Here is a 19,867-nt window from a genome sequence, read left to right as displayed (position 1 = left end):
CCTAGTTTATTAGTATAAGTGCGACAATCATTGAAATAACTGCAAAAATCTTTTCTTTGTTGATCCTAGTCTTCTTACTGCCAAGCCATCCAAAATGTTCAATCACCATACTCATTACTAATTGGCCGATAATGACAGCAACCATTGCTATGCCAACACCAACGAATGGGACACTTACAACAATGGAGGTTAAATAAACAACACCCAAGACACCTCCAAGTAATGACCATTTTGGTGCTTCAATTGTATATGAGATCTTTCCTTTTCCAAAAAAGAGCCACAATAGCCCCATGATGATAGAACCCATAAAGAAGTTATAAAAACTTGTTTCTATTTGTCCGATTGTTTTTCCTAGTTCAGCATAGATAGCTCCTTCAAAGCTAAGAGCTGTTCCAGCTAATAGAGCTAGTAAATATGATATAAATCGCATAGGTTGGATCTCCTTTTTATATAATTAGATATCTAGAAAAATAGATATAAACGGCAAAAAAACAGAAATCAACCTAAATTAGATCTCTGTTTTAAAATACTTTGCAAACTGTTGAATGAAATCTTCATTACGTCTGTAATACGTCCATTGTCCGTGACGAATTGATTCAAGCAGACCAGCTTTTTGCATTAAATTTAAGTAGCTAGAAACGGTAGATTGAGAAACATTGGCTTTTTCTTGAATATCCCCAACACACACTCCACCTTTATAACTTACCTCCTTCGGCAGGTGGGCACCTTGTTTGGGGAAATGATTCTCTGGTTCCTTTAACCACTTTAGAATATTCAGTCGTGTTTCGTTGGATAACGCTTTGAATACATTAATAGGTTCCATAGGCGTAATTGTATATCTGGATTTCTCGATATGTCAAGTGGGGGAAAAGAATTAAGTACAGATAGTTAATGTTCCAGAAACGGAATCTGAAAAGGGTAAATAAGGGTTACTAAGGTAACTCTCTTTTTATAAGGCTGTTTTTGCAAACTTTGTTGCTATTGAACAAGAGGTTGATTGTATCGCAAGGCATGCTCGCTTTCCGCGGGGCGGGCGGTGAGCCTCCTCGGCTTCGCCTGCGGGGTCTCACCTGTCCCGCTGCTCCCGCAGGAGTCTCGCACCTTACGCTCCAATCGACCTGACTGAACAATAGGGTGCCGTAAAAAACTTATTAAAAAACAACAATCTGTTAGAATTGAGCCTTTTATTAAAAAAGGGGAAATTTAACAAGACTAACAAAGCAGATCGATAAACGAAGGAAATACGAGGAAAGTGAGAGAATAATATTAAAAATGAAGCCTTTATATATTTTGTCATTCAACTAAATTGGAGGGTTGAACAATCATGTTCATTAGCTGATTTAGCATTTATAAAAGGCTGCGTTAATGTTGAATTTAGTTAGGAACAAAGGAGGGGTAAAGTGAAGAGATTTACAAGGGATACATTAAAGTCGATGAAGTTTTTAGGTATAGGAATGGTACTTCTACTGGTGGTCGGATTAATTACATGGCAGTCGGTTGACAGGTACAAAGAAGTTCAACAAATTGAGTCGAAATTGGGTTTTGATATTACAGTGGTAAATAGACAATCACACGAGGCATGGTGGGCAGCAACGAGAACGTATTTAGTGAAACCGTTGGCAGATGGAAAGGAAAGCAGTATGGAATACCTCTTTTACTTGAACAAGGAAAACAAGATTGAACAATGGGCTCAGGTCAAAAATGGAAAGACAATGAAACCAATTATCACAGAAACCGAATGAGCGGGAGGAGATGTCAAGTAGGACATCTTTTCCTTAGCCGCCATAATCATGACATCGCAGCAAAAGTACATAAGATTTAAGAATTTCGGCAGCCATTTCTGTTTTACCAAAGGGAAAGGTTAATTAAATAGATTGGACGAAGGTAAAGAGTTGTCCGGCCTTCAATGGTAAGCTGGACAACAATAAAAGGAGTATGTAAAATGATCCCAAAGATCCACAGTTCTTTAAAGGTATTACTGGTATCAGATTTAGAAATGTCTATGATGTTTTATAAAGATGTTATGGGGTGTGAAGTAACAGAATGGTGGGCTATCCGTGATGGCTTTTCTGGTTTAGGCATCAAGCTGATTCAAGCGGATACAACGGGTGAGGTAAGACCTAATAGGATTTCTACGGAGAATAATAGCCCAGTTCCGGATATTTATTGTTATGTTGAAAATTGGTACGTACTGGATGAACTGTATAAAGAGTTGAAAAGTAAAGGTGCGAAAGTAGTTATTGAACCTTGGATCGACCAGGGGGGAAGGCCTTGGAAAGAGTTTGCTATTGTTGACCCTGACAATTATTGTATTGCATTTGGTGGTACAAACTCTCAGGCAGGCTAGATAAAAAGTGGACTAAGGCATTAACTCGGCAGAAATTATGTGGTTGTTAGGGTTCTACTACCTACAAAACCTAAAGGGAAAAGGATAGAATGTGGTTATAAAGTAAGGCTTACGGGTATATACTAAAATACAACCAGATTTTGCAAAGGAAAAGCCCCATCTCTTAATTGAGAGGGGCATTTTCTAGTTTTTCATTAATTCCCTTATCTTTTTTCTCATTCAATTGGATTTTCCAAAGCATCATTAGCCTCATTTTCAGAAGACTCCTGGTGTCAACAGGGAAAATGACATACCTGTATTCAATTTAACTTAGTCAAATGTATGAAATGAACGGGTGCTTTACTTAAATACAGCTGCCATTTTCGGCGGCTTTTTCTAATTGTGCTGACAGGGAAATTTAGTCGAAGAAGATTGACCAGGATTGAATTATTTATTTTGTACAGTCATTATATAATTAAAGTCACCTTACCTATATTCATATATTAATAGGAGGCTTTAATTAAGTGACTAAAGGAGAGAGATATCGATGGGAAAAGTTACACCGTTCTTAATGTTTCAAGATGGTAAAGCAGAAGAAGCGATGAATTATTACATATCAATCATTGATGATTCGGAAATTACAAGTATTGTTCGATATGGAGCGAATGAAGCTGGGGACGAAGGAACTGTAATGCAGGCTGCTTTTTCATTAAAAGGGCAAGAATTTATGTGCATTGACAGCAATGTGAAGCATCAGTTTTCCTTTACTCCGTCTTTCTCTATTTATGTAACTTGTAATACTGAAGAAGAAATTAACACCTTGTATCAGAAACTGATAGAGGGTGGACAAGCACTTATGCCAATTGGTGATTATGGTTTTAGTCAGAGGTTTGGCTGGCTGAATGATCGGTTTGGAGTATCGTGGCAGCTAAATCTTCCGTCGTAAAAGTTTAAGTGTTTTGATTAAACAATTTCTACATTATGTGCAAGTGATTACTTCAGTCAGGGCCATACCAATTTTAATTTGATTTGCGAAGTAATGACTTATGAATTTATTTAGGTTCATACAAGTGGATGGTCAATTTTATGATGAAGTGGATGGGAAACGCATGCTGCCTTATTAGTATAATATATATTAATTTCTCCGATAGGTAACTATCGAATATATATTAGCAGGGGTGCACAATGGGTTTTGCAATAATTTTGGTCGTAATGATCTCAGTATTTTCCCTAATAGCTACTATCTTGCTGGCTGGTAAGGGAGATGAAGGATACAGCAATGCTGTTAAACGTAACACGTCCAATCTAACTTTGATTTATATCATAGTCATTTTCCTCTCTATAATTGCAGTCGGAGTATATGTTAGATGGTTTGCATAAAATAAAAATATTAGCATTTCAACCTATCGTCCGAGGGCCGGTAGGTTGTTTTTAATCAACAAGGAAACGGTCTAAAAAATGTTAGAAGGTGAATATGTGGACTGGAAACCTGATAGAAGCAGGAAGAAGGCTGTCTATAGGCAGCTGGCCGAATATATTGAAAGTGGAATTGCAAACGGAACCTTTCCTCCCGATAAGCCCCTTCCTTCAGAAAGACAATTAGCGAAAGAATTAGAGATAAACAGAAGTACAGTAGTAGCTGCTTATGATGAACTTGAATCAAATGGACTTATTGAAAGAAAAAGAGGCAGCGGTACCATAATCAGTAAGGATATATGGGGCATCACAAAAAAGCGTGTTCCGAGCTGGAATCGGTATATTGAGGCGGGATCTTTCTTGCCGAATTTACCAGTGATGCAGAGGATTAGAAAAGAAACTGAGGTTCAAAAAATTATTAACTTAGCAAGCGGAGAGCTGTCGGAAGATTTATTTCCTCTTAATGCTCTTCAAGAAATGATATCAACCAGGACATTCAACGGCCGCCTTGGGTACGATCATCCTCAAGGCAGCGGACCTCTTAGGAATACAATCACAGAACACGTAAAGAGGTTCCGGGGAATCGAGGCGAATTCTTCCTCCATTCTTATTACTTCCGGGGCTCAACAGGCACTGCATCTAATAGTTCAATGCCTCTTAAAGCCCGGAGATGCTATTGCCTTAGAGGAACCATCTTATCACTACAGCCTCCCTGTTTTTCAATCTGCAGGGTTGAGACCCTATTACTTACCGGTTGATAAGGAGGGAATGAATCCTGAAGATCTTTTGGAATTGTACAAAAAACATCGAATTCGTATGATATTCCTAAACCCGTCTTTCCAAAACCCCACTGGGACATACCTCAATCATAACCGCCGTAAACGGATACTAGAAATATCCTCCGAGTATGGGATCCCTGTGGTTGAAGACGACCCTTACAGCTTGACATCTTTTACAGGCAAACCAGCATCTCCGTTAAAATCTTTCGATCATCATGGGAATGTTTTATATATCAGTTCTTTATCTAAAATAGTTGCTTCGGGATTACGAATTGGCTGGATTATTGGACCTGCACCGGTTATTGAGAGATTGTCTGACGCCAAACAGCAAGTAGATTTTGGACATGCGAGTTTTACTCAATGGATTGCAAACGAATTCTTGCAATCAGAATACTTTGATGTTCATATACATCATTTAGTGGAGCAGCTGCGGATTCGCAGAGATCAAATTGTTACAAGCTTAAATTCCTATTTGCCAGAACAAGTAGAATTCCATTTGCCGGAAGGCGGCATTCACCTATGGTGTAAGGTACTAGGAGAGTATAATGAAGCACACTTGCTGGAAAACTCGATAAAAAATGGTGTGATTTATGTACCTGGATCAACCATGGGCATACGTAAAGGCTATATTCGTTTTACTTTTGCGAGAGAAAACGAAGGGAATATAGATGAGGGTATTAAAAGATTCCGGAATGCAATCTCGGATTTAAAATATTGAAATGGGCTAGGAATCATGTAGCAAAACATGATTCTTTACTAGGTTAAAATGGATGGCTACATTAATTGCGGATTGTGCCTATGGAATCTTTTCATTCCTCTAATAAGGTACTTCGTAATAGAACAAAATCCCCTTGGATTAAGACCAGGGGATTTTTAAAAAACCTTTTTTAAGTTCTCTAAATGAATATCGTATCATTGTACTAATAATTTTACTTTTACTTCTTGGAACAAGCTTATATCAATTTTGACATGAATTTTAAGATGATAACAACCAAAACGCAGGTTATTAAATGGCATATCAGGCCTTTTCTTTTATTATATTTCCACTAAGTTCCTTAGATGATATAGTAAATTTTTGCAGATAATCTGAACTAAGGCGATAAGAAACAACTTTCTCCTTGTACTGCTTGACGACATCGACATGGTCATCGTAATTAAAAACAAAGAGATGTACATCATTTTTTCTTTTTTTGACTTTGACAACAAAAGGAATAACATTCGTCTCTGGATGTAAAAATAACTGTTCATTGCCTTGAAAGATAAAGTATTCTTTTAAAAATACAGCTTCATTAAAATAGTCAATAAATCTGTCTTTTTCTTCCTCTTCTAAGTGCTTTCCGTTAAAAGCAATAGTAACATCCTCTGAATCAAGTTTTGGATGAAGTGTAAATTTATCTAAAACCCAAGCCACAAGTGCACTTGGAGGACTATTAAAAAACTTAAAAATTACAGCAGCCGCTATCGAAATGACAACCGTCCATGTCATATCATTCAACTCCTAACACAATACTGTCTGGTTACTAATTTATCATTTTTTGCATTCATACTGGGATTAAGAATACCACAACATATAATAAGGTATTTTTAATTATAACGAACCATCCAATTCCCGAGAAGTTTAACCAACCACTTGTGCAGAGCTTCTCCTGTCCATACTAAATCATACTATCGAATCACACAAATCTTTTCGGATCTGCAACTTTCCCTTGTGCTGAAGATACTAATGAAATAATTGTATCTACAAAGATTGGGAAAGTCCTGTTGTACTGAAAAAATCTTGCCAGATAATGAAACCTTCAACTTACGCGTGCGGTAGTGAAGATGCCCATTGCCCATAACTGAGGAACAAATCGCAAACAAAAAAACCTCAAATTCAATTTGAGGTTAAATGGTAATTATTTATTGCCTTATCAATAGCTGTAAGTGTAGATTCTATACTACTATATGTGTCAATAACAAGTGTCTGGATAGTCGTTACTTCAAAGCCATTGTTTTTATAACAAACACTTAATACCGGAAGTTGATTATTGTCGTTAAAAGTTAATGAAATTTCACAGTCTGAATATTGTTTTAAGGTTCTTAACATGGTTCTTGTATGGTCTAAGGACATAGTGTCTTAGCCTCCCTTCCATTATGGGGGGAGGTGACTAATAAAAGTCGCATAGTTCCCAACATATAAAATTTATCTCTCTACAACAGTAACATAAATATTTATATGAATACATAAGAGATTCTGTCGGATATTGGTAAACTAACGCACCGAGGGTTAATCTAGACATAAAAAGTTGGTGGAATTTTAGGAGAAACATAATTTAAACCCATTAGCCAAGGTGTAAGAATGGTTTCAATGACTTACCTTAAGGATCATACCCATTTTTGTTAAACTCATGGGGTATTACTTGTACATCCGGCTGCTATTATTGTTGGTCTTAATCTTATTATTTTAGTTCTTTTCTTGCAAATTTTTATTGCCAGATACGAGCATGTCACGAAGATTAAACGGATGTATGGTATTGGACAAGCCTATATTGATTAACGCAAAAAAATAGCTGAAGCTTTTTTGTTTTTAACCAATTCTTATGTACAAGCTCTGATACCATGCATGAGTATCTTTCAATGCTTTCCTCATTCCAAAGATGCGGATTGAAACTTTTTTAAAGGGCACAATATACAAAAAAATGGATAAGGTGGTTATCGGAATGGAGTTCGCAAATTGGTATGCCCCTCTACAGTTGGCAGCAGTGATAGGTTTATCCTTTGGGGGAGTAGGATTGTTAATTTGGAGACAATTTAGAAAAGATAAAGCGAGTAAATAACCTTAGACTTTAAAAGCAATCAGTAGAAAACATCTAATATATAATTATAAGTAATACATTTGAGCCCCAAAATAACAGACTATTACAATGACAATCACCATTAGTATTATACAGCCGCAGCCCATAGGTTTATCTTCTTGATGATAGGAATGTTGTTTCATGACAGCCTCCGAAACCTCCTAGATTGGTTGGTTTGTAATTATACCCTTTTAATCTCTTAATCTAATCTACTATATTCATGTGAAATGACATTTTTGGACTAACAGGGATGCATTGGTTTTAAAAAGGGCTGCCGCGGCAGCCATCTTTGCTACTGGAGAGGGGCTGGTTATTAAGATATAACTTAAATAACTGAGATAGAGCTGACTTTGTCCAGCTAGGAAGGTTTGTGGAGGTGGAATGAAGAATAAGTTACAGAGTGGAGGGGATCATGTGATGATTGAAATTTTAAAACAAAATAAAAAAAGCTGGGATATCATAGCTCATCATTTTAATGGAAAGGATGCATTGCCTAGTTATGGGCCGTTTGCCCAAACGGAAGAAGAACTAAATCTGTTTGATGAATTGGCAAATAAAAAGGTGCTGGATATTGGTTGTGGAAGCGGACATTCTCTACTTTATATGAGCGGGAAAGATGCTGGCGAATTATGGGGAGTTGACTTATCAGAGACTCAAATCAAGACGGCAAAAGAAACGTTAAAGCACTTGGAAACTCACTTATACTGTGCACCGATGGAAAAAGACATTGGTCTGCCTAAGTCATATTTTGACATAGTCTATTCTATATATGCGATCGGGTGGACAACGGATCTGTCATCTACCTTTGAATTAATTTATTCTTATTTAAATCCAGGGGGGTATTTTGTATTTAGTTGGGACCACCCTTTATACGCCCATTTGATAAGTCAAGATGGTCAAATCTACCTGAATGGATGTTACCAGAATGAAGGATCAACAACATACCATAAGTTCAAAGGCGAAGAGGCTCCTGTAGTCATCCCTAAAAGAAAAATGAGTACATATATAAACGAATTAATAAAAGCAGGGTTCATTATTGACTCTGTTTTGGAGAGTGATGTATCTGTTCATTTTGATTCCATAAAAGAGGAACCGTCTGATCGTTATTATTCATTATACAAAGCGAGGAAGTTCCCGACCACAATGATCATTAAAGCCAGAAAAATGTGAATTAGGATCACACTAGATCTTCAATTGAGCGCATTAAAAGATAAAAAACGTGTGGTGCCAGTATTTCCGATAATGATAAGAAAGTAGACAAGTCAATACTAACTGCCGGCCCAACCATTATTTATGGTCATTTGTTTATTTCATGTCATTGATTATGATTGCAGCCTCTATCAGGCAGTTACTTTTGCATGAGATTCATCATTCATTTGTCCAATATTTAGTCTTCGGTTCTGTATTGCTTTATTTCCTCTCTACTACTTTTGTTTTCCACCAATGCTAGAGGATGAGCGCCACAGGTTGAAAACATATCATCTAGGATTGTTTTTAGCGGTTTTAACAGTCCTTTTCATTCTTAGTGCGATTGTCACAGTACCATTATAGGAGAATTAACTTTCTTTTTTATCATTTATGCCATTTTAACAATCAATCATTATTCTTTTTACGGATCGGTGCGAGTATGCAATTTCTGCTTTCCCAGGGGTATCTGTACAATGCCCTTATTTAACTGGTGATTTACTAGAGGACCAATGATGGAGATAATAGTTATGGGGAGGAATTATACATGAATATAAGGCTCGCTGAAGCCCAAGACATTAACCAATTAATAAGAATGAGATGGGATTTTACAATTGAACATTCAGTAAGTGCAAAAATCGAACAGTTCCAATTTAAGGATTTTGAAAAGGAGTGCCAATCTTTTTTACAGAATGCACTTAATAATGGTCAATGGTTTATCTGGATTGCAGAGGAAAATGGAAAAATAGTTTCACACATATACATTGAATTAATACAAAAAGTACCACGCCCTGGTAGAAAAACACATCCATTTGCTTATATGACGAACGTATATACCATTAAAGAGTGTAGAAATAAGGGTATTGGAAGTAAACTGCTTACAAAAATAAATGAGTGGATAAAAGAAGAAGAATATGAATTTATTATTGTGTGGCCAAGTGATGATAGTATTAATTATTATAAGAAAAATGGTTATGTTCATAGTTCAGAACCTATGGAATATTTCCCGTCTTGAAGTAACCGGTGCGTTAGTTGAGGAAGCCACGGGGAGTACTGCTGCTTTTTCTGGTTTTACATGTATGAATGATAGGTAAACGAAGGGCCATGATATTGATTTTAAATCTAGAATTATATAAGAATGTGGCTGTGGGGGGGTTAAGTGAGAAAATATGCTTTCCTTAAAGAAAAGGTAAATAATATTTGTAAGGTTATGATTTATCATTCAACCGATGGAATCTATGTGTTTTTATATAACACTCTAGGGGATAAGGCTTGCTTTGCAGATGGCTGCTTCGAGAATATGCTAGAAGCAGAAGAATTTTGTAAGGACCTTGGAGTTAAGGATGGGGACTGGTTTTATATCGATGATCCGCTGAAAGGCTGCCAGCACGATATCATTTTCTGTAAACGTTAGTTGTAAAAGGATAAATTGTTTCTGTTAATCCTGTTTGATCCAACGTCAGCAGGTTAAAATAAAGGCTCTTTTCTAAAAGATTTTTGTTTTTAATAAGTTCCGTGAACCGGATCTATTGTTAAACAGGTTGTTTGAGACATTGATCCAATCAGGGGAAAAAGTTTTTGTAAAATTGATAACCAACAACTCTGGGGGTCAGCGAATTGAAGCATTCGTTCGACCTTTAAATACGTTAATTTAAGATCAAGTTCCCTAACTTGGACAGTTTTTTAGTCAGTCTGGTGTTATAAAGGAAATGACTAAATTTCATTGATATGGAAACGACCTTTGTCCTCTGTAACTACCTCTTACATAAAGCCTTCTTTTCAATTTATTTCTCATGAAGAAACTTGGTAGAATATGACCATTCTAATTGGAAGAAATAGTATTTATAAAATGCTATAAGGAGTTACAAGAAAAATGAGTAATAATCGACTGACTTCCACAGAAATTTCCAATCTCTGGACACACTATCTAAGGGAAACCTTACAGATCTGTGTAATCAAATATATGCTTAGTAACATTAAGGACCCTCAAATTTTAGACATTTTTAACATGGCTCAAAAAATGTCTGAAAAACATACTGACATGTTACAGAGTATTTTTAAAAAGGAGAATTTTCCGAATCCAAAGGGATTTACAGATCGGGACGTAAATTTGAACGCACCACGTTTGTTCAGTGATCTTTATTGTCTTTACTATATTCATACTCTTACTATGCATGGGGCTCAGGCATACAATATTGCATTCAGTGTCTCGATCAGACAGGATATAAGAGAGTTTTATTACCAATGTTGTACAAAACTTTATTGATGAAAGCATCAAAATCAAAAATAATCATATATCTGCCTATTCAAAATTTCTTATAAAAGAAGACCTCCATACACCAAGGTCTTTAGATAATGAAGTCACCGATTCCACAATCGCTCCATTTTCAGAAAAATTAATGGTCTTTCATACTGGATTCTTGATGACCGCGGCAATTTCTTATTATGGGACCGCTGCTGTTGCCTGTATGAGGGGAGATCTTACTTTGAGTTGTGAAAAGTCAATAATGGCTGATTTCAAGGTATATGGGGCCTTTGGTAAACTGGTAATCAAGAAAAATTGGCTGGAGGAGCCGCCAGCTGCCAATGACAGACAGCTTCTATAGATACGATAAAACATACATTATTTACAATAAAAAGAGTATTGAAAAAAATGTCTATTTCCTTTAATCCAGGCTAACTAAACATTCTATTTTACAAAACAAATTGCGTTCATTCATGAACATGGCGAATTCGGCCATATAACCATTAGCATCCCCGTTTCCATTACGCCTTTGACTAAGCTAGTCCATAACACCTGAACTAACAGGTGCTGAGTGAAAAGAGAGCTGTATGTAAAATCCTTTTGGTTCAATAAGGAGCTGTGCCTTTAAGACCAGTTATATGATATCTACTCCGTCTATTTACATAAACTAACGGATGGATTCAGGTGAACAAGGCAGTGCTGCTAAGGCAGCCTTTTTTGCTTTTTACGGAGAAACGTTGTACTTACAGTGTTATTTGAAAAGAACGAACCAAAAATTATAATACTCTGTACAGGTGGCAAAAGCTCCGGAACGGTGATACTGGATCCAAGTGGATGAAAATATGACCTTCAACAAAAATTTAATTCAATAACGGTAGATACCAAAATTGAGCTTGTTAATTTCACATTAATGAGTCAGGGAGCCAAGAAAATTGCATGGATTGGGGTATTAATTGGGAACAACAGGTTAGATGGGAGAATCTATTATGAAAATTAAAACCATTGATACTTGGGACGATGAACTTTGGAAGGACGCCAGTCCCCTCTATTTGCAGGCATTTGGAGATAAGGGGGCTAAGCCGGTTAAAATCATTAAAAAAATGATAGCACAGGGAATTGCCGAGCTTCATGTGGGATATAACGAGTCGGCAGCGGTTGTTATGGCTCTTACAGGAAAGCTAGTATCTTACCGTGTAATGATTATTGACTATTTGGCTGTATCAGAAAAAGAGCGAGGCCAAGGACTAGGGTACCACTTTGTCGATTACTTACGACAGAGAGCACTTGCGGAGGGGTACCAGAAATTGATTATTGAGGCCGAGTCCGAAGAAACACCAGTCAATAGACAGCGTATCCACTTTTGGCAGTCTTGCGGCTTTATTCTCACTGAGTATGTCCATCACTACATCTGGGTGCCGGAGCCCTACCGTGCCATGTACCAACCAATCATTTCTGATTCAAGGGAGGTAACGGGAGAAGAACTGTTTGGGTATATCAATACCTTTCACCGGCTATCGTTTCGTGGAGGTGGAAGGGAGGAGGGGTGAAGCAGACTAGGCTGCTGGGGCAGCCCTGACTCTGTTTACCTAGTAGAGAAGTTAGTTTGCACTAGAATGGGTTTACCGAAAAAGCACCGGGTCCTATTAACGCTAAACCGATAGAAACGATAATTAAAAAAAGATTGTATTCGAATCCTCCGGCGGTAACTGAGAAACCTTTTGGTCCATGTACTTTTACAATAGACCCTATCATTACTGCAACGACCAAAATGGCAGCTACCGGTAAAAATAAACCTAAAACAAATAAAATTCCTGACAATAGCTCGGCAGCACCACTAAATGCAGCGATTGGTTTTCCTGGTTTAATACCAATTGATTCAAACCAGCCTCCTGTCCCTGCGATGCCATGACCTCCAAACCAGCCAAACAGCTTTTGAGCCCCATAATAAATAAATACAAATCCAAGCATCAAACGAATTAGAAGTAAACCTAAATCTGCCATGAAAACATCTCCATTTTAAAACGTATTTTAAAAAATTCACCCTAATCTTTTTTTTTCCTATCACAAAAATTTAATACAATAAACAAAATCGGCTATTTGTCAGGTTATTTATTGTTAGATAAGTTTTAATTAAATGTACCTAATCTGATAGAATGTGAACGGAGTACCACCTTTTTATGTAATTCAGCTTCGCAGACGCGATGCAAACTCTTCGGTGTTTTACAAGAAGAAATGAAGTTTTGATCTGTAATCAGCTAACCATTGCATTACTTCAGTAAATTTGGAAACAAATAGTGCGTTGGCGAACTAGACCTAATTACTTCTTGAAAGAAAGGGAAATCCTTTAATTTTGCTGGGTAACAGGAATATCCCTTGTGACTTTACTAATAATAAAGGAAAAACAAGGGTGTGAAATCCTATGCAGCATCATCCCGCACTAACAGCATCTGAAGTAGCTGCTTTGTGGAATGCTTACATGCAGAATACAATGGCATCTTGTATTATCCAGCATTTTTCTTCAGTTAACGAAGATGAAGATAACACTGAGCTAATCCAAAAAGCACTTTATACCTGTAATTTTGTTGTAAACGGTGTGAAAAAAATCTTTGAAGCTGAAAATCATGCCGTTCCTATCGGCTTTTCAGATAAAGATGTAAACCTAAAGGTTCCTCGTGTTTATTCCGACCTTTTTACTTTAAGGTATATTAAATATATGGCTGCATTTGGTACATCTGCTGCAGCTGCTATCCTGGAACTTTTAGCAAGAAATGATGTACGGCAATTCTTTACTGAAACATCCATACTTTTTATCAATCTTTATAACGATGGAACAGATTTACTGTTGAAAAAGGGAGCATTCATACGTTCTCCAACTATGCCTCCGATGAATAAAACGGAATTTTTACAAAATGAATCGTTTTTATCTGGATTATTGGGTAGACATCGTCCTTTGACAGCCATTGAATTATCTCATATATGTAAAAACACCGAGACCAATTCCATAGGTCGAACATTTCTGATTGGCTTTGCACAGACCGCACAATTACCTGAAGTAAGAAAATATATGGATAGGGGATCGGCGTTAGCTGAAAAGCAGGAAACCGTATTTCGAGATATTTTATTAGATGATGGGATGCCGCTGCCTAGTACCTGGGATTCCACAATATCAAAATCAACGGACTCCCCTTTTTCTGATAAGTTGATGATGTTTCATACTGCCCAGCTTAATATGATAAGTGTTACTGCATATGGGGCAGCTATTGCAGGAAGTATGCGGATGGATTTAGGTGCTCATTACACTAGATTGATGACCGAGATTCTTCAATATTCAAACGATGGGGTTAAGTTTATGATTGAAAAAGGATGGATGGAGCAGCCGCCACAAAATGTTGATCGAGAAGCATTGAAAAATAGACACTAATCCTCTGAAAAAAGGTTTTAATGAATAAGCATTACTTAAACCTTAAAATTGGGAAGGGCATTTTATTTGAGTGTGCCACTTCAATGTCTTAAATAATCGTTATTTCAACAACCGGGTGTGTTTGTGTAACAAGGATGGCTGCTTTAATGTCTTTTCTTTCGTCCTATTCCGGCATAATATTTTAACATGAAAAAGGACCCCATCGAAATATTGAATGGGATCTTCAAGTAGAGGGAGTATCGAGTATGTCTATACTTTAGCTCCTATTCCTTATTTATTCTTAACTTTTGTGCAATGATTCAGATTACATATCTTCGATTTTTGTTGTAAATAAAGGCTCTTTTCTAAAAGATTGTTGATATATAATAAGTTTTGTTACGTCACCCTATTGTTCAGTTAGGTCGATTGGAGCGTAAGGTGCAAGACTCCCTCGGAAAGCGAGCATGCCTTACGCTCTAATCACCTTAATAGCAACAAAGTTTGCGAAAACAGCCTAAATAAGAGATTTTCAGCCTGTCCGAGGGAGAATAGCAATATAAATAGCAAGCTAATTCATATCCGAATTAGCTTGCTATTTATATTGCTTTTTTCTGTTTTGTACTCCAAAAGAGAACACGTTAGTACAATAACTATTATCACGCTGAGAATTGGTATGCGAATTCTCTTGGTAAATGACTTACCAATTTTGGCGAAAAAGGATTAGACGACGGTTAAATCGAATATATAATTAGATTAAAAGTATGCTGTTCTTATTCAATAAAGGTAGCAGGTTAGAAAAAAAGGGATACTTACATATTAATAACCAATTGTTGAGGAGCAGAGTAAACAAGGATAGGATAAACATGAAATTCAGACCGTGTATAGATAATAGTGACAAATTATATTTGTAGGGTGATAAATCGATGATAGGAATAAGTTTAGCAACGAAGTGGGAATATGAAGCGTCATTGGAATATTTCGGCATAAAAGATAATGAACGTTTCGGTTATCCTTATGGCGAGTATTTCATAGGAACAATTGATGATACCGAACTTGTTTTTTATAGTACAGGTGTAAGAAAAGTAAATGGTGTCGGTGGTAATCAGTATATGATTTTTACATTTAATTTAACTAAAGTCATTGTTGCTGGAACATGTGCAGGAATAGATGGTAAGTTCAGGAATTTAGATATTTTTGTACCCGATAAAGCTGTTCAATATGATTGCACAGTAAAAGAAATCGAGCCTCTTATTAAACAATCCTTCATAGTAGATATTGATTTATCCAAATATGGAAATGATTTTTTTACGGGAACAATTGGCACCGCTGATAAAGCCGTAGTTATGTGGAAGGACTATTTAGAACTTATGGAAAACGAAATAACAATAGCCGATACAGAAGCGGGTGCAATTGCTTACATTTGTAAGAAGAACGATGTTGAATGCATTATTATTAAAGGGATATCTGATTTTCCAACAGATGAAAGAAACTCTGATAAATTCCAATCAAACATTGACCAGATTAATGTCTATCTAGAAAACACCCCCAAAGTTATGAACAAAATATTTGGCGAATATTTAAAAAGATTTATTTAAAAAAATGTTATTGAAGTAAAAGGGGGAATTACAAAGAATGAGCTCTGTCCAATTGCAATCAATAACAAAGGAAAAAGCACTGCGATTTGCAGTGCTTTTTCCTTTGTTAATTTATATCCGTTCTATATGTTATTTAACTTTTTGTACTCCAAAAGAGAACCCGTTACTTTGAATTGTTTTATTTGTTCATCTCTTTCTTGGATGGTACTATCAAATTCAACGTTGTAATTTGCAGCTGCGAATTACGGAACAATTTCAAAAACAGTACCTTGGTTAAAATCAGTCACTTTCATAGAGCCATAAACCCCTAAGTATAGTCTGCTTTGATCCAGATTCGTTCCCAAATTAACATAATAAGCAGATTGAGGACCAAAATTAAAATCGGTTTCAATCACACCAAAATCCTCTAGATTACTATCTCTGCTTACCATGCTATAGGCTAAAACCCCTCTAACCGGTGCATGTGATACATCCTTCCTGGCCAGATCGCTAAACACAACACTACCCGTTAAACCAGGAATTCCACTTCCCATATAGACTTGCACACCTGTAAGTGCAGTTCCTCCAAACTTATCGGGGCGGGGATCTTTATGAAAGTAACTTGTTAGAGGCTGAAGACGCCTTACTGAGGTTTCTATCGCTTCATTGTAATAAGCCATTGTTATCTCGTCCAAATCCGGATTGGCAGAGCAGCTCCGAATAATCGAAGTAGGAAAAGCACCTTCCCACCCTCGCCAGCCAAGATTAATAAATCCTGTTAGGTCAGGTTCAGATTTAGAAGCATGAGAAAGCTGGGTAACCGGTAGTGGTTTATAACGAATGAATGAAAAAATCGACTCCGCCAAATCCTGGCCGACGTTTCCGACATATTTGATATACTGATTTTGAAACCTTTGAAATGAAATGCCTGGTATATTGCGTACCCCTTTGGCAATTACTGTGAGCGTTTCCTGTATAGTTGAAGGAAGTTCAGTGAAACGTGTAACGACAGGTGGATTATAAATAAATGTATTCTTATTCACATCAATTTCAATGATTTTACCAGCAATTTCAATATCGTCCTGGCTTAAATTAAATGGATCATACCCTGATCCGCCGTCGCCGGTTGTTAAAACAAGTTTTCCTGTTTCAGGAGAAAAGTTTAAACTATTGACACCATTATGATTCATAAACGGTCTTCTTAAGTTAAGTAAAGTCCTTCGTTTTTGCGGCTGCCCTTTCGATAAAATCCATTCTTCAACTGTATCAATATGGTCATATTGAGTTTCTCTATTTAGCCACCTTAGATGTAAAGTTCTGGGATCACACGGGTTAGGATTAAATGGTTCAGGAAGGGCACCTGGACCTTGTGTCCCAGCTGCTGAATAATGAAGATAAAACAGACCGTTATATTGAAATTCGGGATGGAACGCCAGCCCCAGCAAACCCCGTTCATCATAGCCTCCACTAGAGGCGCCTAGTTTTATGATTCGAGGGCGAATATCTAAAAAAGTCCTGATACCTCCGTTTCCTATGTAAAAGATCTCACCTACCTGGGTTGCAATAAATAAGCTTTCAATGGATTCACGCGGCAGTATAGTTGTTTTCACCACAGTGGGTAAATTTATCTTGCTTATAATGGGCCGTAAACGAACCTTAAGTTTTTTCAACTAACTTTACACTCCTTCTTATTTGTTTTCTTGTAGATAAGATTATGATTAGAACTGCTCTATGAGTACCAAATTTAGGCCGGCGGTCTGTTGTCTGTCCTGCTTACGTTAATGTGAGAGAAAAATCTCGTCTATGGACGATCTTCTTTTTTTGCTAGTAATCATAATGGATAGTACCAAATTCTCTTTCTAGTCATCTATTTAAAAAGGCAGCAGCCAAAGACGTAAAACGCCTTTTGCTGCTGCCTTTTAACACTACTTCTTTAATTAGACTGTACGATTTACTTGATTATCCGGAGAGGTTTTCATCAATCGGTTTAGAATGGTTCTGCAGAATTCTACCCACGCCCAGCAGTATATAAAACTTGAGAGCAATGCAATTATGATTCCTATATAGTTGAAATTTGTAAGAGCGGGACCAAGGATCGGGAATTTAAATAAGTAAATAAGTATCAAAATACCGGATAGTAAAGATGCTGCAGAAAAGAAAACTATAAAAAATCTTTTCTTAAAAAAATGAAAAGTTAATCCAAGTGATATTCCCAATAACCCAGTAGTGAAAGGAAAGACAATTAATTCACTAGGTTGGATAATCACCAGTAAAAAAATAGTCAAAAAATATGAGAGAAAACCGTGTGTCTTTGAAATGATCATTGCCATAAAAATGGGTAATGTTGTAAATATGCTAATGCCATATCCAATGGTGGGAAAAAAACCACCAGCTGATTGAAAAATTGCAGCAAAACAGCTTAGAACAGATGGGCTGACGAGCTTCCCTGTGGAAGATAGATTAGTCAGAACAAAAGGATATTGATTTATTCCTCGCAGTGGTACGAACCAGTAACGTACAGTCCAGAACATCTCATTCACCTCTTGAACATTACTTTTTATCTTTTCTTAGGTATATGGCTAAACAGCCTTAATATGCTTAGAATGGCATTGTCTTTTTAAGATGCAAAGGGGGGTCGTGAGTTGAATGACATATGGCAGCTACGGCTGTTTTAAGCCACATTCAACTATGCTCTGATCCTATAGGAACTAAAAAGGCTGCCGTAGCAGCCATAATCATTAAATGAACGGCCCCGTTAGCTTAAAGACATGTATTCATTAAAAAAATGATTCCTTGGTCTTTCTATTTTATTAGTGAAAGGTAATCTATTTTGCCCGCCAAATGAACTCTTTTACTTTTCACCTGAGCGGATCGCGTTTCCGGGTCCATGATATTCATAAGAAAGGTTATGGATTGTTCTCTGAGATGACTGATTCAGAAGAATAAATTCTCACGAGTACATTGCCATTGGATATTTTAGCTTTGATTAGAATGGGCTGATTGAGATTGTTTTTAAAAACAAAATCTGGACCATACCAGCTGACAGTCGCATCACGGCCAGGGGGAACGTAAGGAACTTTCCTGGAATGCGAAAAACGTTCAACAATCTGAACACCTGTATGATCAACCGCATTGAATAAAGTCGATGAGACTTGACAAATTCCTCCGCCGATGTCTTCCGCCAATTCGCCCTTTACAATGACGGGAGCACGCATATAACCTTTGGATGCGGTTCTTTTTCCAACCACTTTATTGAAGGAAAATGATTCGCCTGGAAACACCACTACATTATCGATCGCTTTTACTGCAAGTGTCATGTTATGAGTTCGGGCCTGATTTATACTGTTAAAAAAAGTAGCATATCGTCCTATTTGCCTGGCATTTATCTCGGATAGTAACTCTGAATCCACTTTTGGGTAAATGGGAAGAACAGGCACAGAGTTAGTTAAAGAGTGATTGGAATAAAAGAAGGTATACATCAGTTCTATTAATTTTTGACGGTCTATTTGCCAGCCGACCTTTTCAGGCTCAATTCCGCCATGCTCATTTACAATAGCATTTTTGGCTGGGATGTAGAACTTAGAATCAAATTCTTCAATTAAAAGACTCAGCTTATCGAGATCTATTAAATCGAATCCAGGAAAATCGTCTGTAATATCAGCCCGTTCAATAACCGCTTCAGTTTGCCCATGTTTTAATGTTAAGTGATATTGGCTGCCTGGATTTATGAACATCATCACAGCGGCAATTCCCATTAATTTCAGCATAAATTCACCTCATTCACTAGTATGTGCAAATGAGCAAAATAAGTTATTTACCAAAAAAATCAAAATGTAAAAATGAAGAATGGACAAACCTGGATTCAATGGAAATTGTACAAAACAGAGAATAGGGTTATTTAATAACGAAATAGTAATAACAGAAGAGCACGCAGTATTAGGAAAAGCTCTTTTAAATAAAGAAGTTTCTGAAATGATAGCGAGGATTATTTAAAAGAAGTATAGATGCCCTTTAAACAGAAGAAAGGCCTGGAGGATAAGTAGCCCTCCGGACCTTTTCTGTCATTTCTTTTTAGTTATGAAACTAAATACCTCTTCTTATAATATGG

19 protein-coding genes are annotated in these 19,867 nt (G+C 36.8%); 13 read left to right on the top strand and 6 right to left on the bottom strand.

What is annotated here, in order from left to right:
* Position 1: 1 nt before the first annotated feature.
* Both CUU66_RS17420 and CUU66_RS17415 read right to left on the bottom strand, forming a co-directional pair.
* Positions 2 to 430, bottom strand: a complete 429-nt coding sequence (locus tag CUU66_RS17420) for a DMT family transporter (RefSeq protein WP_101644478.1) — start codon at positions 428 to 430, stop codon at positions 2 to 4.
* 78 nt (positions 431 to 508) lie between these two features.
* Positions 509 to 823, bottom strand: coding sequence for an ArsR/SmtB family transcription factor (locus tag CUU66_RS17415; RefSeq protein WP_101644477.1), 315 nt, complete (start codon positions 821 to 823; stop codon positions 509 to 511).
* A 577-nt stretch (positions 824 to 1,400) separates the two neighbouring features.
* Between CUU66_RS17415 and CUU66_RS17410 the strand changes: the two genes are divergently transcribed.
* The 5 genes from CUU66_RS17410 to pdxR all read left to right on the top strand — a co-directional run bounded on the left by CUU66_RS17410 (position 1,401) and on the right by pdxR (position 5,239).
* Positions 1,401 to 1,742 carry a hypothetical protein gene (locus tag CUU66_RS17410; protein ID WP_101644476.1) on the top strand — a complete coding sequence of 114 codons (342 nt, stop codon included), beginning with the start codon at positions 1,401 to 1,403 and terminating at the stop codon, positions 1,740 to 1,742.
* A 200-nt stretch (positions 1,743 to 1,942) separates the two neighbouring features.
* Positions 1,943 to 2,347, top strand: coding sequence for a VOC family protein (locus CUU66_RS17405; RefSeq protein ID WP_257968052.1), 405 nt, complete (start codon positions 1,943 to 1,945; stop codon positions 2,345 to 2,347).
* Between the two features lie 526 nt (positions 2,348 to 2,873).
* Positions 2,874 to 3,272, top strand: coding sequence for a VOC family protein (locus CUU66_RS17400; protein WP_101644474.1), 399 nt, complete (start codon positions 2,874 to 2,876; stop codon positions 3,270 to 3,272).
* Positions 3,273 to 3,511: 239 nt separating this feature from the next.
* Complete coding sequence (locus CUU66_RS17395) at positions 3,512 to 3,706, top strand: hypothetical protein (protein WP_101644473.1); 195 nt, start codon at positions 3,512 to 3,514, stop codon at positions 3,704 to 3,706.
* 96 nt (positions 3,707 to 3,802) lie between these two features.
* The gene (gene pdxR, locus CUU66_RS17390) at positions 3,803 to 5,239 is read left to right on the top strand and encodes a MocR-like pyridoxine biosynthesis transcription factor PdxR (RefSeq protein ID WP_101644517.1); all 1,437 of its coding nucleotides are present in this window, start codon (positions 3,803 to 3,805) and stop codon (positions 5,237 to 5,239) included.
* A 300-nt stretch (positions 5,240 to 5,539) separates the two neighbouring features.
* On the opposite strand, the gene CUU66_RS17385 is transcribed toward pdxR, so the two are convergent.
* Entirely contained in the window at positions 5,540 to 6,007 is a 468-nt protein-coding gene (locus CUU66_RS17385; protein ID WP_101644472.1) for a YfmQ family protein, read from the bottom strand.
* Between the two features lie 1,729 nt (positions 6,008 to 7,736).
* Here CUU66_RS17385 and CUU66_RS17375 point away from each other — a divergent pair.
* The 6 genes from CUU66_RS17375 (at position 7,737) to CUU66_RS17345 (ending at position 12,332) form a co-directional block, all read left to right on the top strand.
* The gene (locus tag CUU66_RS17375; protein ID WP_257968051.1) at positions 7,737 to 8,525 is read left to right on the top strand and encodes a class I SAM-dependent methyltransferase; all 789 of its coding nucleotides are present in this window, start codon (positions 7,737 to 7,739) and stop codon (positions 8,523 to 8,525) included.
* Positions 8,526 to 9,087: 562 nt separating this feature from the next.
* Positions 9,088 to 9,555 (top strand): GNAT family N-acetyltransferase, encoded by a 468-nt coding sequence (locus CUU66_RS17365; RefSeq protein WP_101644468.1) that lies wholly within the window; start codon positions 9,088 to 9,090, stop codon positions 9,553 to 9,555.
* A gap of 144 nt (positions 9,556 to 9,699) precedes the next feature.
* Positions 9,700 to 9,954 carry a hypothetical protein gene (locus CUU66_RS17360; protein ID WP_101644467.1) on the top strand — a complete coding sequence of 85 codons (255 nt, stop codon included), beginning with the start codon at positions 9,700 to 9,702 and terminating at the stop codon, positions 9,952 to 9,954.
* 459 nt (positions 9,955 to 10,413) lie between these two features.
* Positions 10,414 to 10,806, top strand: coding sequence for a DUF3231 family protein (locus tag CUU66_RS25470; RefSeq protein ID WP_101644465.1), 393 nt, complete (start codon positions 10,414 to 10,416; stop codon positions 10,804 to 10,806).
* Entirely contained in the window at positions 10,778 to 11,146 is a 369-nt protein-coding gene (locus tag CUU66_RS17350; RefSeq protein WP_101644463.1) for a DUF3231 family protein, read from the top strand. The genes CUU66_RS25470 and CUU66_RS17350 overlap by 29 nt, the downstream gene beginning before the upstream one ends.
* 625 nt (positions 11,147 to 11,771) lie before the next feature.
* Positions 11,772 to 12,332, top strand: a complete 561-nt coding sequence (locus CUU66_RS17345; RefSeq protein ID WP_180955340.1) for a GNAT family N-acetyltransferase — start codon at positions 11,772 to 11,774, stop codon at positions 12,330 to 12,332.
* Positions 12,333 to 12,393: 61 nt separating this feature from the next.
* On the opposite strand, the gene CUU66_RS17340 is transcribed toward CUU66_RS17345, so the two are convergent.
* Positions 12,394 to 12,786 carry a DoxX family protein gene (locus tag CUU66_RS17340; protein ID WP_101644459.1) on the bottom strand — a complete coding sequence of 131 codons (393 nt, stop codon included), beginning with the start codon at positions 12,784 to 12,786 and terminating at the stop codon, positions 12,394 to 12,396.
* A 418-nt stretch (positions 12,787 to 13,204) separates the two neighbouring features.
* Between CUU66_RS17340 and CUU66_RS17335 the strand changes: the two genes are divergently transcribed.
* Together CUU66_RS17335 and CUU66_RS17330 are read left to right on the top strand one after the other, a co-directional pair.
* On the top strand, positions 13,205 to 14,206 hold the full coding sequence (locus CUU66_RS17335) for a DUF3231 family protein (RefSeq protein WP_101644456.1): 1,002 nt from the start codon (positions 13,205 to 13,207) through the stop codon (positions 14,204 to 14,206).
* A gap of 902 nt (positions 14,207 to 15,108) precedes the next feature.
* Positions 15,109 to 15,780, top strand: a complete 672-nt coding sequence (locus CUU66_RS17330) for a 5'-methylthioadenosine/S-adenosylhomocysteine nucleosidase family protein (protein WP_101644454.1) — start codon at positions 15,109 to 15,111, stop codon at positions 15,778 to 15,780.
* Between the two features lie 242 nt (positions 15,781 to 16,022).
* Here CUU66_RS17330 and CUU66_RS17325 read toward each other — a convergent pair whose 3' ends face one another.
* On the bottom strand, positions 16,023 to 17,429 hold the full coding sequence (locus CUU66_RS17325; RefSeq protein ID WP_101644451.1) for a PQQ-dependent sugar dehydrogenase: 1,407 nt from the start codon (positions 17,427 to 17,429) through the stop codon (positions 16,023 to 16,025).
* Positions 17,430 to 18,665: 1,236 nt separating this feature from the next.
* Entirely contained in the window at positions 18,666 to 19,526 is an 861-nt protein-coding gene (locus tag CUU66_RS17315) for a VanW family protein (protein WP_257968050.1), read from the bottom strand.
* Between the last annotated feature and the right edge of the window lie 341 nt (positions 19,527 to 19,867).

The organism is Peribacillus deserti (genome assembly GCF_002863585.1).
Taxonomy (GTDB): domain Bacteria; phylum Bacillota; class Bacilli; order Bacillales; family DSM-1321; genus Paraperibacillus; species Paraperibacillus deserti_A.
Note: the sequence above shows the minus strand (reverse complement) of the source record. Positions and strands in the feature narration are given on the sequence as shown.

What these genes read in the sequence shown, in the direction of transcription:
- CUU66_RS17395 (WP_101644473.1), top strand. Translation starts at nt 3,512, where the DNA reads ATGGGTTTTGCAATAATTTTGGTCGTAATGATCTCAGTATTTTCCCTA.
- CUU66_RS17340 (WP_101644459.1), bottom strand. Translation starts at nt 12,786, where the DNA reads ATGGCAGATTTAGGTTTACTTCTAATTCGTTTGATGCTTGGATTTGTA.
- CUU66_RS17385 (WP_101644472.1), bottom strand. Translation starts at nt 6,007, where the DNA reads ATGACATGGACGGTTGTCATTTCGATAGCGGCTGCTGTAATTTTTAAG.
- CUU66_RS25470 (WP_101644465.1), top strand. Translation starts at nt 10,414, where the DNA reads ATGAGTAATAATCGACTGACTTCCACAGAAATTTCCAATCTCTGGACA.
- CUU66_RS17365 (WP_101644468.1), top strand. Translation starts at nt 9,088, where the DNA reads ATGAATATAAGGCTCGCTGAAGCCCAAGACATTAACCAATTAATAAGA.
- CUU66_RS17335 (WP_101644456.1), top strand. Translation starts at nt 13,205, where the DNA reads ATGCAGCATCATCCCGCACTAACAGCATCTGAAGTAGCTGCTTTGTGG.
- CUU66_RS17345 (WP_180955340.1), top strand. Translation starts at nt 11,772, where the DNA reads ATGAAAATTAAAACCATTGATACTTGGGACGATGAACTTTGGAAGGAC.
- CUU66_RS17315 (WP_257968050.1), bottom strand. Translation starts at nt 19,526, where the DNA reads ATGCTGAAATTAATGGGAATTGCCGCTGTGATGATGTTCATAAATCCA.
- CUU66_RS17415 (WP_101644477.1), bottom strand. Translation starts at nt 823, where the DNA reads ATGGAACCTATTAATGTATTCAAAGCGTTATCCAACGAAACACGACTG.
- CUU66_RS17400 (WP_101644474.1), top strand. Translation starts at nt 2,874, where the DNA reads ATGGGAAAAGTTACACCGTTCTTAATGTTTCAAGATGGTAAAGCAGAA.
- CUU66_RS17330 (WP_101644454.1), top strand. Translation starts at nt 15,109, where the DNA reads ATGATAGGAATAAGTTTAGCAACGAAGTGGGAATATGAAGCGTCATTG.
- CUU66_RS17420 (WP_101644478.1), bottom strand. Translation starts at nt 430, where the DNA reads ATGCGATTTATATCATATTTACTAGCTCTATTAGCTGGAACAGCTCTT.
- CUU66_RS17375 (WP_257968051.1), top strand. Translation starts at nt 7,737, where the DNA reads ATGAAGAATAAGTTACAGAGTGGAGGGGATCATGTGATGATTGAAATT.
- CUU66_RS17405 (WP_257968052.1), top strand. Translation starts at nt 1,943, where the DNA reads ATGATCCCAAAGATCCACAGTTCTTTAAAGGTATTACTGGTATCAGAT.